This window comes from Pseudomonas iranensis (assembly GCF_014268585.2).
GTDB classification, from domain to species: domain Bacteria; phylum Pseudomonadota; class Gammaproteobacteria; order Pseudomonadales; family Pseudomonadaceae; genus Aquipseudomonas; species Aquipseudomonas iranensis.
Map to the genome: position 1 here is coordinate 5929665 of NZ_CP077092.1, position 15378 is coordinate 5945042.

The window sequence follows — 15378 nt, forward strand, 5'->3', positions numbered from 1 at the left end:
TTGTTATTTGCGCAACAGGCGCAAACCGTTGAACACGACCAGCAGGCTCACGCCCATATCGGCAAACACCGCCATCCACATGGTGGCGAGCCCGGCGAAGGTTACCGCAAGAAAGATCGCCTTGATCACCAGCGCCAGTGCGATGTTCTGTTTGAGGATGCTCGCGGTGTTGCGCGACAGGCTGATGAATGCGGGGATCTTGCGCAGATCGTCGTCCATCAGGGCGACATCGGCGGTTTCGATCGCCGTGTCGGTGCCGGCAGCGGCCATGGCAAAACCGATCTCGGCGCGGGCCAATGCCGGGGCATCGTTGATGCCGTCGCCGACCATGCCGACCCGGTGGCCCTGCTTGTACAGATCTTCAATGGCTTGCAGCTTGTCGGTCGGCAGTAAGTCGCCGCGCGCCTCGTCGATGCCGACCTGAGCGGCAATCGCCTGGGCGGTGTGGAAGTTGTCGCCGGTCAGCATCAGGGTTTTCACCCCAAGCTCATGCAACTGACGAATCGCTTCGCGGCTGGTTTCCTTGACCGTGTCGGCCACGGCGAACAGTGCCAGTGGGCCTGAGCTGTCGAGCAGCAGCACCACGGATTTGCCCTGCTTTTCCAGCGCGAACAGCTTCTCTTCCAGTTGCAGTGAGCACAGGCCGAGCTCTTCGACCAGACGATGGTTGCCCAAGTGATAAGTCTGGCCGTTGATGTCACCTTTAACACCGCGCCCGCCCAGCGCGGCGAAGTTATCCACAGTTAGCGCGGCGAAGTTTTTATCCACAGCGGCATTGGCAATCGCCAGCGACACCGGGTGATCGGAGCGCCCGGCCAGCGCGGCGGCAATTGCCGGTGCGCTGGCATCGGCCGTCGGGTCGAGTGAGAGGTAATCGGTCTGCACCGGTTTGCCGTGGGTGATCGTGCCGGTCTTGTCCAGCGCCAGATAATCGAGCTTGAAACCGCCCTCCAGGTACACGCCGCCCTTGACCAGAATGCCCTTGCGCGCCGCCGCCGCGAGGCCGCTGACGATGGTCACCGGGGTGGAAATCACCAGTGCGCACGGACAGGCCACCACCAGCAGCACCAGCGCGCGGTAGATCCAGTCGAACCACGCCGCGCCCATGAACAACGGCGGGATGATCGCCACGGCCAAGGCGAAGACGAATACCGCCGGGGTGTAGATTTTCGAGAATTGGTCAACGAAACGCTGCGTCGGTGCCCGCGCGCCCTGGGCCTGTTCGACGGCGTGAATGATTCGCGCCAGGGTCGAGTTGTTCGCCGCAGCGGTCACCGTGTATTCCAGCGAGCCGGCCTGATTGATGGTGCCAGCGAAGACTTTGTCGCCGACGGTTTTTTCCACCGGCAGGCTTTCGCCGGTGATCGGCGCCTGGTCGATGGTCGAGCTGCCGCTGACCACCGCGCCGTCCAGGGCGATGCGCTCGCCGGGTTTTACCCGCACGCGCGCGCCGAGATCGACGCTTTTCACCTCTTGTTCGCGCCAGTTGCCGTCAGCCTGCAAGACCGTCGCCTGCTCCGGCGTCATCTGCATCAAGCCGCTGATTGCGTTGCGCGCTCGGTCCAGCGAGCGTGCTTCGATCAACTCGGCGACGGTGAAGAGGAACATCACCATCGCCGCTTCCGGCCACTGGCCGATGAGGATCGCGCCAGTCACCGCAATGCTCATCAGCGCATTGATGTTGAGGTTGCGGTTCTTCAGGGCGATCCAGCCCTTTTTATAGGTGCCGAGGCCGCCGCTGAGGATCGACACCAGCGCAACAATCGCCACCACCCAGTCGGGGGCAGCGCTGGTGAAGTGGATGACTTCGGCGCCCAGCGCGGTCAGGCCGGACAGCGCCAGTGGCCACCAGTGTTTTTTCACCGCAGCCGGGGCCGGCGCATCGACCCCCGCCTCCAGCGGCTCGGCGTGCATGCCGAGGGATTTGATCGCCTCGGTAATCGGCTCGGTGCCCGGCAGATTATGGGTCACTCCAAGCACGCGGTTGATCAGGTTGAATTCCAGCTGCTGCACGCCGGCCAGTTTGCCGAGCTTGTTCTGGATCAGCGTCTGCTCGGTCGGGCAGTCCATCGCCTCGATGCGGAAGCTGCTCAGGCGCGCGTCGGCGCTGGTCTTTTCGCTCAATTGCACCCGCGCAGGTGCGGCGGCTTTTGACGAGCAGCAGGCATCGCCGCCATGCGCATGTTTATGCACGGGCTGCAATTTATGACTGTGATCGTGACCGTCGCCGGGCTTGTGGGTGTGCAGGGAATCGCTCATTGGTCGCGTCCATGAAGGTGCCTGTTGCCAAGTAAAGACCCTGTAGCCACTATAGGGTCAAGCACCCTGTTGGAGATGGCCGTCATGAAGATCGGCGAACTGGCGAAACTCACCGACTGTGCGGTGGAAACCATCCGCTACTACGAGCGCGAAAACCTCCTGCCGGAACCGGCGCGCAGCGATGGCAACTACCGCGTCTACACCCAGGCCCACGCCGAGCGCCTGACCTTCATCCGCAACTGCCGCACCCTCGACATGACCCTCGAAGAAATCCGCAGCCTCCTCGCCCTGCGCGACAGCCCGCAGGATCAGTGCGAGAGCGTCAATGCGCTGATCGACGAACATATTCAGCACGTGAAGGCGCGAATTGATGGGTTATTGGCGTTGCAGACACAACTGCTCGACCTGCGCCAACGCTGTGGCGAAGGGCCGGAGGCAGATCAATGCGGGATCTTGCAGCGGCTGGAAGTGAGTGGCGGGGTTGTGGCGACCGAAGTTGAGCATTCCCACGTCGGCCGTAGCCACGGCCACTAAGCACACCGCAAAAGCAAATGTGGGAGCGAGCCTGCTCGCGAAAGCGGTGTATCAGTCGACCCAGCTATGACTGACACGCCCTCTTCGCGAGCAGGCTCGCTCCCACAGGTTTATGTACTGCCCGTCAGACCGCCATCGGCGCGGTCATCGGCGGATGGTGCTCATAGCCTTCCAGCGAGAAATCGCTCGGCTCGACCAATTCCAGCCATTCCGGCTGATAAACGCCAGTCTTGGCAAACTCCGGCACGCGATCAGAGATCTTCAGTTTCGGCATGGCGAACGGCTCGCGCTTGAGCTGTTCGTTGAGCATGTCCAGGTGGTTCTCGTAGACGTGCGCATCGCCGATGAAATAGGTGAACCAGCGCGGCGTGTAACCGGTCAGGCGACCGATCAGGCTCAGCAGCGCGGCGCCTTCGGTGAGGTTGAACGGTGTGCCCAGCCCTAGATCGTTGGAGCGGATGTAGAGAGTTAGAGAAATCTCTTTGGTCTCGACGTTCGGGTGGAACTGGTACAGCAGATGGCATGGCGGCAGGGCCATTTCATCGAGCTGGGCGACGTTCCAGCCGTGGAACAGAATGCGCCGGCTGCCCGGATCCTTGATGATCGTGTCGACGCACTGGCGTACCTGATCGATCGCCTTGTACAGCACGACGTAGGCCTGGCCGTCTTCTTCGCCCTGAGCGATCTGCTTGTAGCCGTTGCTCAGGGTCTGTTCGATGGCAGCAGTGTTGCTCAGCGGGATCTGCTTGTACGCCGGCCACTTGCGCCATTGCACGCCGTAGATTTCACCGAGATCGTCGTCGCCCTGACGGAACGGGTTGGCCAGCCATTGCGCGTTTTCGTTGGCGTTCTGGTCCCAGACCTTGCAGCCCAGCGCGCGGAATTCAGCGGCGTTGTTGACGCCACGCAGAAAGCCGCACATCTCGCCGATGGCCGATTTGAAAGCCATTTTGCGCGTGGTGATCGCCGGGAAACCTTCCTGCAGATCGAAACGCAGCATCGCTCCCGGGAAACTGATGGTGTTGATACCGGTGCGGTTGGCCTGCTTGGTGCCGTTCTGAATGACGTGCGAGACCAGTTCGAGATATTGCTTCATGAGTTACCTGTGTCCTTGGAGCCCCGGCGTCTCGCGCCGGGGTTCGTAGTTTAAGCCGTCGGCGCGAGCGGCGCTGCCGGGGCGCGACGATAGGCCAGCCAGATCAGCAACAGCCCGCCGACAATCATCGGCACGCAGAGCACCTGACCCATGGTCAGCCAGTTCCACGCCAGATAGCCCAACTGCGCGTCAGGCACGCGGACGAACTCGACGATGAAACGGAAAATGCCGTAGAACAGCGCGAACATGCCCGAGACCGCCATGGTCGGACGCGGTTTGCGCGAGAAGATCCACAGGATCAGGAACAGCGCCACGCCTTCGAGGGCGAACTGGTACAGCTGCGACGGGTGACGCGGCAACTGCGCCGGATCGCTGAACGGCGGGAACACCATCGCCCATGGCACGTCGGTGGCCTTGCCCCACAACTCAGCGTTGATGAAGTTGCCGATGCGCCCGGCGCCCAGGCCGATCGGCACCATCGGCGCGACGAAGTCCATCAGCTGGAAGAACGACTTGCCATTGCGCTTGCCGAACCACAGGGCCGCGAGCATCACGCCGATGAAGCCACCGTGGAACGACATGCCGCCCTTCCACACTTCGAAAATCAGCGTCGGGTTGGCCAGGTACGCGCTCAGGTCATAGAACAGCACGTAACCCAGACGGCCGCCGACGATCACGCCCATCGATAGCCAGAACACCAGATCGGAGAGTTTCTCCTTGGTCCAGGTCGGGTCGAAGCGGTTGAGCCGGCGCGACGCCAACAGCCACGCGCCGCCGATGCCGATCAGGTACATCAGACCGTACCAGTGGATTTTCAGCGGACCGATGGCCAGGGCCACCGGGTCGATCTGCGGGTAAGGCAGCATTGCGACTCCTTGTTAGAGTTGAAAGCGAAATTCCCGGGCGACGCTGCCACCTCAGGATTAAGCCAGGATTGCCACGCGGTCAGAGCAGAAAGCTCAAACCCACGCAGAACAGCAAAGCGGCGAACAGCCTTTTCAGCAAGCGCGGCGACAACCTGTGTGCCAGACGCGCGCCGAGCCGGGCGAAGACCATGCTGGTCAGGGCGATGCCCAACAATGCCGGCAAATACACAAAACCGAGACTATGGGCCGGCAACAACGGATCGTGCCACCCCAGAACCATGAAACTTGCTGCACTGGCCAGAGCGATCGGCAAGCCACAGGCCGACGAGGTCGCCACCGCCTGCTGCATCGGCACGCTGCGCCAGGTCAGAAACGGCACGGTCAGCGAGCCGCCACCAATGCCGAAAATCGCCGAGGCCCAGCCAATCACCGTACCGGCAGCGGTCAGACCGAGTTTGCCCGGCACCGTTCGGCTGGCCTTGGGTTTGACATCCAGCGCCAGTTGCACGGCGATCACCAGAGCGAACACGCCGATAATCTTTTGCAGGTTCGGTCCGGAGATGGCTTCTGCGGTCAGCGCACCGAAACCGGCGCCGAGCAGAATGCCCACGGTCATCCAGCGAAAAATCGCCCAGCGCACCGCGCCACGGCGGTGATGTTCACGCACGGCGTTGACCGAGGTGAATATGATCGTCGCCAGCGACGTGCCCACCGCCAGGTGCGTAAGAATCGACTGATCGAAGCCCTGCAGGGTGAAGCTGAACACCAGCACCGGGACGATGATGATCCCGCCGCCGACGCCAAACAGCCCGGCGAGCACGCCCGCACAGGCGCCGAGCGCCAGGTAGAGCAGAAATTCCATGACCGTCTCCAGCACGCATCGGCAAAACAGGAGCGGCATGTTAACGGATGCGCAGCCTTCTGCTCCACTGGCGATGGATGCACGGACGCCGGATGCGTAGAGTGGGCAAAAAACACACAAGGACCACCTTATGTGCCTGATCGTTTTCGCCTGGCGCCCGGGCCATGCCCAGCCGCTGATCGTCGCGGCCAACCGCGACGAGTTCTACGCCCGCCCCAGCCTGCCATTGGCGCCGTGGCCCGAGGCGTCGCAGGTGCATGCCGGGCGCGATCTTGAAGCCGGCGGCACTTGGCTGGGGATCGGCGCCAACGGACGCTTCGCCGCACTGACCAATATCCGCGATCCGCAGCAGCCACCGGCGACCAAATCCCGGGGCGAGCTGGTGGCGCGCTTTCTTGCTGGCGATCTGTCGATTGATGATTATTTGAGCGATGTGGTGAATCGTGCCGCCGAATATGCCGGATTCAATCTGCTGCTGGGCAATGCCCATGAGTTGTGGCATTTCAATGCACGGGCGTCGGAGCCGGTGATGTTGCAGCCTGGGGTTTATGGGTTATCCAACGCGGGGCTGGATACGCCGTGGCCGAAACTGCTCAAGGCCAAGGCTGCGTTGAGCGCGGTGCTGGACGATCCGCAGCCTGAGCGCTTGCTGGCCTTGCTGAGCGATGCGCAGACCGCACCCGAGGCGGAGTTGCCGGATACCGGGGTAGGCATGGCGACGGAGTCGTTGCTGTCGAGCGTGTTTATTGCCAGCCAGAGTTATGGCACGCGAGCGAGTACAGCGTTGGTTGTGCAGGCGGACGGAACGCGGCGGATGGTAGAGCGCAGCTTTGGGCCGTATGGCGGGCATCTCGGCGAGGTGGAGATTGTGGTTTAGCGGTGCCTGAACTGGCGCCTTCGCGAGCAGGCTCGCTCCCACATGGGTTCGTGATCGATACGAATCCCTGTGGGAGCGAGCCTGCTCCGGGCGGCGTTCCGGCGAAGAGGGCATCAGCCTTTTAGAGAGCCTTGGTCACCACCGGCGAATTCATCTTCGCCAACCCGAGATTCTTCAGCGCCAGTTGCAGCGAGCTGTGGATAACCTGCGGGTTATCGATCTTCATCAATTCCGCCAGCATCTCCTGCGCCTTGCTCAGGTTCACCTGACGCAACATCCACTTCACCTTCGGCAGGTTGGTGGCGTTCATCGACAGGCTGTCGAAACCCATCGCCATCAACAGCACCGCCGCCGCCGGATCACCAGCCATCTCGCCGCAGATGCTCACCGGCTTGCCTTCGGCATGGGCGTCAGTGACGACGGTTTGCAGAGCTTGCAGCACCGCCGGGTGCAGATAGTCGTAGAGGTCGGCGACGCGCGGGTTGTTGCGGTCTACCGCCAGCAGATACTGGGTCAGGTCGTTGGAGCCAACGGAGAGGAAGTCGACCATCCGCGCCAGTTCCTTCGTCTGGTACACCGCTGCCGGGATTTCGATCATCACGCCGATCGGCGGCATCGGCACGTCGGTGCCTTCGTCGCGCACTTCGCCCCAGGCACGGTGGATCAGGTGCAGGGCCTCTTCGAGTTCGTGAGTGCCGGAGATCATCGGCAGCAGAATCCGCAGGTTGTTCAGGCCTTCGCTGGCCTTGAGCATCGCGCGCGTCTGCACGAGGAAGATTTCCGGGTGGTCGAGGGTGACGCGGATACCGCGCCAGCCGAGGAACGGGTTGTCTTCCTTGATCGGAAAGTACGACAGCGACTTGTCACCACCGATGTCGAGGCTGCGCATGGTCACCGGTTGCGGGTGGAACGCGGCGAGCTGTTCGCGGTAGATCGCCAGCTGTTCCTTCTCGCTCGGGAAGCGCTGGTTGATCATGAACGGCACTTCGGTGCGGTACAGACCGACCCCTTCAGCGCCACGCTTCTGCGCCCGCGCCACATCGGCGAGCAGGCCGGTATTGACCCACAGTGGCATGCGGTGGCCATCGAGGGTCACGCACGGCAGGTCGCGCAGGGTGTCGAGGCCCAGCGCCAGCTGTTTCTCTTCTTCGACGACTTCGGCGAACTGCTTGCGCAGTACTTCGCTGGGGTTGGTGTAGACCTCGCCACGGGTACCGTCGACGATCATTTCGATGCCGTCGACCTTGGCGTACGGCAGATCGACCAGGCCCATCACCGTCGGAATGCCCATGGCTCGGGCGAGAATCGCGACGTGGGAGTTACCCGAACCGAGTACCGAGACCAGACCGACCAGCGTGCCTTCCGGCACCTCGCCGAGCATTGCCGGCGTCAGCTCTTCGCTGACCAGAATGGTTTTTTCCGGGTAGACCAGGTTCTGCTGGCGCTCTTCCTGCAGATAGGCGAGCAGGCGGCGGCCAAGGTCTTTGACGTCCGAGGCGCGCTCGCGCAGGTAGGCGTCGTCCATCAGTTCGAAACGGTTGACGTGCTCAGTGACCACCTGACGCAGCGCGCCCTGAGCCCACTGCCCCGTCTTGATCACGGTGGTGATTTCGCTGCCCAGCGAGGCATCGTCGAGCATCATCAGGTAGACGTCGAACAACGCGCGCTCTTCCGGGCGCAACTGGGTCGCAAGTTTGGCGGACAAGGCGCGCATGTCGGCGCGCACGCCTTCGATGGCAGTCTTGAACAGCGCCAGCTCGGCGTTGATGTCGGTGATGGTCTTGTCCGGCACCACGTCCAGGTCCGCCGGCGGTAGCATGACCACGGCGGTACCGACGGCCGCACCGGGCGAACCCGGCACGCCGACGAACTTGGCTTCCTGAATGCCCTTGCCCTGCCGGCCCAGACCACGGATCGAACCGGTGGCCTCGGCGTGGGCGATTACGCCGGCGAGCTGCGCGCTCATGGTCACGAGGAAGGCTTCTTCACCTTCGTCGAACTGGCGGCGTTCTTTCTGCTGGATGACCAACACGCCGACGACGCGGCGGTGGTGGATGATCGGTGCACCGAGGAACGAAGCGTAACGCTCTTCACCGGTTTCGGCGAAGTAGCGATAGCGCGGGTGAACCGAAGCGTTTTCCAGGTTCAGGGGTTCTTCACGCGTGCCGACCAGACCGACCAGCCCCTCGTTGGGGGCCATGCTGACCTTGCCGATCGAGCGCTTGTTCAAGCCCTCGGTGGCCATCAGGACGAAGCGATTGGTTTCCGGATCAAGCAGGTAGACCGAGCAGACCTGGCTGCCCATGGCCTCTTTGACGCGCAACACAATAATCCCCAACGCCGCCTTGAGATCCTTGGCGGAGTTAACTTCCTGGACGATCTTGCGCAGCGTATTGAGCATGGCTCGGGGTCGAACTCCGTCGTCAGTCGCGCGCTAAAAGGCGCGGGGCAAGCTCTTTGAGAGCGCGTCGATACACCTCGCGCTTGAATGTCACCACCTGGCCCAACGGATACCAATAGCTGACCCAGCGCCAGCCATCGAACTCCGGTTTACCGGTCAGATCCATCCGCACCCGCTGCTCGTTGGAGATCAGGCGCAGGAGAAACCATTTCTGTTTCTGGCCGATGCACAGCGGTTGGCTGTGGGTACGCACCAGGCGTTGCGGCAAACGATAGCGCAACCAGCCTCGGGTACAGGCCAGTATTTCAACATCTTCACGTTCCAGGCCAACTTCTTCGTTCAGCTCGCGGTACAAGGCGTCTTCCGGCGTCTCCTCGGGGTTGATCCCCCCTTGCGGAAACTGCCAGGCGTCCTGATTGATACGGCGAGCCCATAGCACCTGGCCGGCGTCATTCGTCAGAATGATCCCGACATTGGGGCGGAAACCATCGGGGTCGATCACGGCAACAACCTCGCAAACGCATGTCGCCGCATTGTTCCACAAAGCTTGATCAGGCGGCAACGAAGGTTCCTACCTTATGTGCACTCTTGTGAAAAGACCGTATTCTTGTCGCCTTTTTACTGACTTTTCAGCGGGTAACTGCAATGCGCCTGGCTTTATTCGATTTGGACAACACCCTTCTGGGCGGCGACAGCGATCACGCTTGGGGCGATTATCTGTGCGAGCGCGGCTTCCTCGACCCGATCGCCTACAAGGCGCGCAACGACGAGTTCTATCAGGATTACCTGGCCGGCAAGCTCGACAATGCTGCCTACCTGAACTTCTGCCTGGAAATTCTCGGCCGCACCGAAATGGCCGTACTCAATGCCTGGCACAGCGATTACATGCGCGACTGCATCGAGCCGATCGTGCTGCCCAAGGCACTGGAGCTGCTGAAGAAGCACCGCGATGCCGGCGACAAACTGGTGATCATCACCGCCACCAACCGTTTCGTCACCGCGCCGATCGCTGTGCGCCTGGGCGTGGAAACCCTGATTGCCACCGAATGCGAAATGATCGACGGCCGCTACAGCGGGCGCAGCACCGACATTCCGTGTTTCCGTGAAGGCAAGGTCACGCGCCTGAATCGTTGGCTGGAAGAGACCGGGCATTCGCTTGAGGACAGCTATTTCTATAGCGATTCGATGAATGATCTGCCGCTGCTGGAGCAGGTGGCAAATCCGGTAGCGGTGGATCCTGATCCGAATCTGCGGGCCGAAGCCGAGAAGCGTGGCTGGCCGGTGATTTCGTTGCGCGGCTGATATAGCCTGCTCGCGAATGGAGGCGATAAGGTCTCCAGCCTTAAACCGGCTTGGCCCCCATCAACGCCGCTATGGCGACAAATCCGACGCCGCTGACAATCGCCAGGGCCAGATTGAACTTGCGATTGCCCACCCCGCTTGTCCACAGCCGATCCAGCCGGACCAGCAGCCAGACCGCACTGAACGTGGCCACGGCGTAGATCACGCTGGACCCCAGAATCCACAACTGGCCCAATGGCCAGCCAACCAGGTGCACCAGCCACCAGCCGGTGAAAGGCATGCTGAGCATGCCGATCAGCATCAGACACCAGATAAACAGCCACGGACGGCGCATCGTACTGGCCGGGCCTTCGCTGCGATTACGCCAGGTCAGAGCGGCGAGCCCCAGCCCGCTCGCGAGGATGACCACGGTCGCCGCGACGTGAAGGACTTTCAGGGTGGTCAGGGTTTCCATGTCGTTCTCTTCCGTAGATCCATGCCCATCAGCGTAGCCGCTCAGCCAAGAAACAGCTGATAGGCCGGGTTGTCGCTTTCATCCCAATACGGGTAGCCGATTTCCGCCAGTGCCGCCGGCACCAGATGACGTTCGTCATGGGGCACTTGCAGGCCGGCGACCACGCGGCCGTCCGCTGCGCCGTGGTTGCGGTAGTGGAACATCGAGATATTCCAGCGCCCGCCGAGCTTGTTGAGGAAGTTGAACAGCGCGCCCGGGCGCTCCGGGAATTCAAAGCGCAGCACCACTTCATCGACCACCTGCGCCGCGCGGCCGCCGACCATGTGGCGGATGTGCAGCTTGGCCAGTTCGTTGTCGGTCAGGTCGATAACCGGGAAGCCCTGCTCGGTCAGGCTCGCCAGCAAGGCGCTGCGCGGATCGTTGTCCGGGTGGGTCTGCACGCCAACAAAGATGTGTGCTTCGCTGCCGGTGTTGTAGCGATAGTTGAATTCGGTGATCTGGCGCTTGCCGATGGCTTCGCAGAACGCCTTGAAGCTGCCGGCCTTTTCCGGGATGGTCACGGCGATGATCGCCTCGCGACCTTCGCCCAGTTCGGCGCGCTCGGCGACGTGGCGCAGGCGGTCAAAATTGACGTTGGCGCCGGAGTCGATGGCGACGAAAGTCTGGCCGCTGACGCCACGCTGCTCAACATACTTCTTGATCCCGGCCACGCCCAGCGCGCCGGCAGGCTCGGTGATCGAGCGGGTATCGTCGTAGATATCCTTGATTGCTGCGCAGATCTCGTCGGTGCTGACAGTAATCACTTCATCGACGTAATCCTTGCAGATTTCGAAGGTGTACTGGCCGATCTGCGCCACCGCCACGCCGTCGGCGAATATGCCGACAGTCGGCAGAACCACGCGCTCGCCCGCTGCCATCGCGGCTTGCAGGCAGTTGGAATCGTCCGGTTCGACGCCGATCACCTTGATGTCCGGACGCAGGTATTTCACGTAGGCCGCGATCCCGGCGATCAGACCACCACCGCCGACCGGGACGAAAATCGCATCCAGCGGCTGCGGGTGCTGACGCAGGATTTCCATCGCCACGGTGCCCTGCCCGGCAATGGTGTGCGGATCGTCGTACGGGTGGATGTAGACGTAGCCTTTTTCATCGACCAGTTTCAGCGAGTAGGCCAGCGCTTCCGGAAACGAGTCACCGTGCAGCACCACTTTGCCGCCGCGCGAACGCACGCCTTCGACCTTGATTTCCGGGGTGGTCTTGGGCATGACGATGGTGGCTTTGACGCCCAACACTTTCGCCGCCAGGGCCAGCCCCTGCGCATGATTGCCCGCCGACGCGGTGACCACGCCACGAGCGCGCTCTTCGTCGCTCAGTTGCGTCAGCTTGTTGTAGGCGCCGCGAATCTTGAACGAGAACACCGGCTGCAAGTCTTCACGCTTGAGCCAGATGTCGTTGCCCAGCCGCTCGGAGAGCTGGCGAGCGTTCTGCAGCGGGGTTTCTACGGCAACGTCATAAACGCGCGAGGTGAGGATCTTTTTGACGTACTGTTCGAGCATCGGAAAGCATCACTGGCGATTGGGCGGGACCAGCGAGTCTAACCCGCCTTTTGCCGAGGCGACCACACTAAACAGGTGGTTTTAAGGTCTGGAAACCCATTCTTGAGTGAGCACTGTCGTGGCGAGGGGATTTATCCCCGCTGGAGTGCGAAGCGCTCCCCTGCATTTTTTCAGTTACACCAGCGTTCCTGGGTTTACGACGACTGCGTCGCCGAACGGGGATAAATCCCCTCACCACAGCTTGTTTCCCCCTCTACCACCGCGAGGCCTATAATGCCGGCCTTTCTGCCCAACCCTTGCCCGCTTCCGGAGCCCGCATGACCCAGGATCAACTCAAACAGGCCGTGGCCCAGGCCGCTGTCGACTTCATCCTGCCGAAACTCGACGACAAGAGCATCGTCGGCGTCGGCACCGGCTCCACCGCCAACTGCTTCATCGATGCACTGGCCCAGCACAAGGGCGCGTTCGATGGCGCCGTTGCCAGCTCCGAAGCCACCGCCGCGCGCCTCAAGGGCCATGGGATTCCGGTGTATGAGCTGAATACCGTCAGCGATCTGGAGTTCTACGTCGACGGCGCCGATGAAAGCGATGCGCACCTGAACCTGATCAAGGGCGGCGGCGCCGCCCTGACCCGCGAGAAGATTGTCGCCGCCGTGGCCAAGACCTTCATCTGCATCGCCGACGCCAGCAAACTGGTGCCGGTACTCGGCGAGTTCCCGCTGCCGGTGGAAGTGATCCCGATGGCCCGCAGCCACGTTGCCCGCCAACTGGTCAAACTCGGTGGCGACCCGGTCTACCGCGAAGGCGTATTGACCGACAACGGCAACATCATCCTCGACGTGTTCAACCTGCAGATCACCAACCCGGTGGAGCTGGAAGCGCAGATCAATGCCATCGTCGGCGTGGTCACCAACGGCCTGTTCGCCGCGCGCCCGGCGGATCTGTTGTTGCTGGGCACCAGTGAAGGCGTGAAAACCCTGAAGGCTGAGTAACAGACTGCCCACTTGCCTTGGGCTGATAAATAAACCTGTGGGAGCGAGCCTGCTCGCGAAAGCGTCGGGTCAGTCAACATATTCAGAGACTGACCAACCGCCTTCGCGAGCAGGCTCGCTCCCACAGTGTTTTGTGGTGTTGGTCAGTTTTGTGTGGGCTTCTTGAAGACGTAGAACAGATTCGGCTCGCTCACCAGGTACAACGTGCCGTCATCATCCATCGCAATTCCCTCCGCCTGCGGCACGGTTTTCTGCAAACCCTGACGCCCGCCGCTGATCGACATGGTGCTCAAGGGGCGCCCGTCGACATCCAGCTCGATAATCAACCGCGACTCGTCCGACAGTGCCAGCAAGTGCCCGCTGCGTTCGTCGTACTGCAGACTCGACAGATCACGCACGAACATCCCGGCATCGCGCTTGGGGTTGTTGATCACGTGCACCGCGTAGGTCTTGTCCGGTTTGAAGTGCGGAAAACCGTGGACCTCGTAGATCAGCATCGGGTCGCGTTCTTTCGCCACGAACAGCCGCTTGCCCACTGAATCGTAAGCCAGCCCTTCGAAACCCTTGTTGCCGGACATGTGCACGCCGAGGGTCATTTGCTCGGCATCCTCGGCATCGAGAAAAGTGGTGTCGGCCTCGAGGTGGATCTTGATCAGCCGTTGCTGACGCTCGTCGGTGATCACGTAGGTGTCGGCGCTGATGTACTCGACGGCTTCCGGATCGCCAAACCCCACCAGAGCGATGCGCCGCAGAATCTTGCCTTCCAGGGACAATTCGACCAGTTCGGAATTCTTGTTGGTCACGGTGAACAGGCTTTTACGCACCGGATCGTAGGTCAGCGCCGAGACGTCATCGTCGAGCCCGTCGATCGGTCGCGCTTCGATGGTCACCCGATATTGATCCAGGCCGATCGCCTCGCTGCTCACCGGTTCCCACAGCGTGTGCAGGTTGAACCAGGCGCGCTCGAACAGGCGCAGGTATTGGCCGATCGCGATCAACGCGATCAGGACAATCATCAACAGGACGAGAATCAGCGGTTTGGGGCGGGCAAGTCGACGCATTCAGGCAGGCTCGGATTCATGACAGGCCGATGAAATATCACGCCCGTCTGAATTGAAGCTTAATGGCCACTTGCCTCGCACGACAACTGCGCAATTCCGCAATTGCTGTAGGGAAAGTTACCGATGTTTTTCGAATCGGTAGAACAGGTTCGGTTCGCTGACCATGTACAGCGTGCCTTCCTCATCCATGGTCATGCCTTCGGCGCGGGGGATGGTGTCTTTCAGACCGTTGAAATTGCCAAGCAGGGTCATGAAGCTGACTTGCTCGCCGTTCTCGTCCAGTTCCAGCAAAAGGTGCGAATCGGCGGACAACACCAGCAGATGGCCAGTGCGCGGATCGACAGCCAGCGCCGACAGGTTGCGCAGATCCAGCTGATCGCTGGCCAGTTTCTGCTTGGCGCCCTGCAGGGTCTGGCTGCCGTCGCTTTTCCAGGTGAACAGCGCCGGTGGGCGTTCCTCCCCCAGAATAAGTCGCTGGTTGCGCGGATCCCACGTGATGGCCTCAAAAGCCTTGTTCTGATCTTTCGACGGCCCGAGGTCGTATTTGGGGAAATCGGCGATGTTCAGCTCACGAGTCGCGGCATCGACCTTAACGATCGACAACGTATGCTCACGCTCATCGACAATGGCCAGCAAACCGTTTTCCATGACCGTCAAGCCTTCCGGATTGCTCCAGCCCACCAACGGCATCTTGCGCAACACGTCGCCCTGAAGCGTCAGCTCGACCAGGAAGGCATTCTTGCCCATCACCGCAAACAGGGTCCTGGTCTGCGGGTTGTAGGCCAGATCCGAAGCTTCGTCCTTTTCCATGCCCGGCAGCGGCTTGGCATCGATCACCACCTGATAATCCGGCAGCCAGACGCTCTCCTTCTGCTCGGCCTTGCTCTCGAAGCGCTCCAGCACCCATAGCACGCCGCGATCATCCCAATGCATGGCGAACGCCAGCCCATAGGCCGCCGCGATGACCAGCAACAGCCAGACATACCAGCGCAGGACGAAGCGGGATCGGAGGGTGGTTTTTTGCTGAGCTGGAGATGCCATCGAGGGATGCGTTCCGTTAATTCAGGCCAAGGGTAATAGCACAAAGAGGCCGGCTGAGACGCCAGAATCGCGGGAAT

At 61.5% G+C, this 15378-nt stretch carries 14 protein-coding genes; 4 read left to right on the forward strand and 10 right to left on the reverse strand.

Annotated features, from left to right (window positions below; translation table 11 throughout):
* Nucleotides 1-3 precede the first annotated feature (3 nt).
* Nucleotides 4-2259 carry a heavy metal translocating P-type ATPase gene (locus tag HU724_RS26785; protein ID WP_186569337.1) on the reverse strand — a complete coding sequence of 752 codons (2256 nt, stop codon included), beginning with the start codon at nt 2257-2259 and terminating at the stop codon, nt 4-6.
* Nucleotides 2260-2343: 84 nt separating this feature from the next.
* On the opposite strand from HU724_RS26785, the gene cadR reads away from it, so the two are divergent.
* Nucleotides 2344-2793: a Cd(II)/Pb(II)-responsive transcriptional regulator gene (gene cadR, locus HU724_RS26790; protein WP_016772685.1), complete on the forward strand. Its 450-nt coding sequence runs from the start codon at nt 2344-2346 to the stop codon at nt 2791-2793.
* A gap of 124 nt (nt 2794-2917) precedes the next feature.
* Here the strand turns inward: cadR and HU724_RS26795 are convergent, their stop codons facing one another.
* From HU724_RS26795 to HU724_RS26805, 3 genes are all read right to left on the reverse strand, one after another.
* On the reverse strand, nt 2918-3889 hold the full coding sequence (locus HU724_RS26795; RefSeq protein WP_076564469.1) for a thymidylate synthase: 972 nt from the start codon (nt 3887-3889) through the stop codon (nt 2918-2920).
* A gap of 50 nt (nt 3890-3939) precedes the next feature.
* Nucleotides 3940-4755 carry a prolipoprotein diacylglyceryl transferase gene (gene lgt / locus HU724_RS26800; RefSeq protein ID WP_016772683.1) on the reverse strand — a complete coding sequence of 272 codons (816 nt, stop codon included), beginning with the start codon at nt 4753-4755 and terminating at the stop codon, nt 3940-3942.
* 79 nt (nt 4756-4834) lie between these two features.
* Nucleotides 4835-5617, reverse strand: coding sequence for a sulfite exporter TauE/SafE family protein (locus HU724_RS26805; protein WP_186569338.1), 783 nt, complete (start codon nt 5615-5617; stop codon nt 4835-4837).
* Nucleotides 5618-5747: 130 nt separating this feature from the next.
* Between HU724_RS26805 and HU724_RS26810 the strand changes: the two genes are divergently transcribed.
* Nucleotides 5748-6494, forward strand: a complete 747-nt coding sequence (locus HU724_RS26810) for an NRDE family protein (protein WP_186569339.1) — start codon at nt 5748-5750, stop codon at nt 6492-6494.
* 121 nt (nt 6495-6615) lie between these two features.
* On the opposite strand, the gene ptsP is transcribed toward HU724_RS26810, so the two are convergent.
* Both ptsP and HU724_RS26820 read right to left on the reverse strand, forming a co-directional pair.
* The gene (ptsP, locus tag HU724_RS26815; protein ID WP_024014698.1) at nt 6616-8895 is read right to left on the reverse strand and encodes a phosphoenolpyruvate--protein phosphotransferase; all 2280 of its coding nucleotides are present in this window, start codon (nt 8893-8895) and stop codon (nt 6616-6618) included.
* Between the two features lie 22 nt (nt 8896-8917).
* Complete coding sequence (locus HU724_RS26820) at nt 8918-9397, reverse strand: RNA pyrophosphohydrolase (protein ID WP_003229203.1); 480 nt, start codon at nt 9395-9397, stop codon at nt 8918-8920.
* Between the two features lie 143 nt (nt 9398-9540).
* Between HU724_RS26820 and HU724_RS26825 the strand changes: the two genes are divergently transcribed.
* The gene (locus tag HU724_RS26825) at nt 9541-10197 is read left to right on the forward strand and encodes a histidinol-phosphatase (RefSeq protein ID WP_186569340.1); all 657 of its coding nucleotides are present in this window, start codon (nt 9541-9543) and stop codon (nt 10195-10197) included.
* A 40-nt stretch (nt 10198-10237) separates the two neighbouring features.
* Here the strand turns inward: HU724_RS26825 and HU724_RS26830 are convergent, their stop codons facing one another.
* Nucleotides 10238-10651, reverse strand: a complete 414-nt coding sequence (locus tag HU724_RS26830) for a DUF2269 family protein (protein WP_076564472.1) — start codon at nt 10649-10651, stop codon at nt 10238-10240.
* A gap of 41 nt (nt 10652-10692) precedes the next feature.
* The gene (gene ilvA, locus HU724_RS26835; protein WP_071172186.1) at nt 10693-12207 is read right to left on the reverse strand and encodes a threonine ammonia-lyase, biosynthetic; all 1515 of its coding nucleotides are present in this window, start codon (nt 12205-12207) and stop codon (nt 10693-10695) included.
* Nucleotides 12208-12524: 317 nt separating this feature from the next.
* Between ilvA and rpiA the strand changes: the two genes are divergently transcribed.
* Nucleotides 12525-13199: a ribose-5-phosphate isomerase RpiA gene (gene rpiA / locus HU724_RS26840; protein ID WP_007913886.1), complete on the forward strand. Its 675-nt coding sequence runs from the start codon at nt 12525-12527 to the stop codon at nt 13197-13199.
* A 143-nt stretch (nt 13200-13342) separates the two neighbouring features.
* Here the strand turns inward: rpiA and HU724_RS26845 are convergent, their stop codons facing one another.
* Together HU724_RS26845 and HU724_RS26850 are read right to left on the reverse strand one after the other, a co-directional pair.
* Complete coding sequence (locus HU724_RS26845; RefSeq protein ID WP_186569341.1) at nt 13343-14260, reverse strand: SdiA-regulated domain-containing protein; 918 nt, start codon at nt 14258-14260, stop codon at nt 13343-13345.
* 117 nt (nt 14261-14377) lie between these two features.
* A complete protein-coding gene (locus HU724_RS26850; RefSeq protein ID WP_186569342.1) occupies nt 14378-15301 on the reverse strand; it encodes an SdiA-regulated domain-containing protein in 924 nt (307 codons plus the stop codon).
* Between the last annotated feature and the right edge of the window lie 77 nt (nt 15302-15378).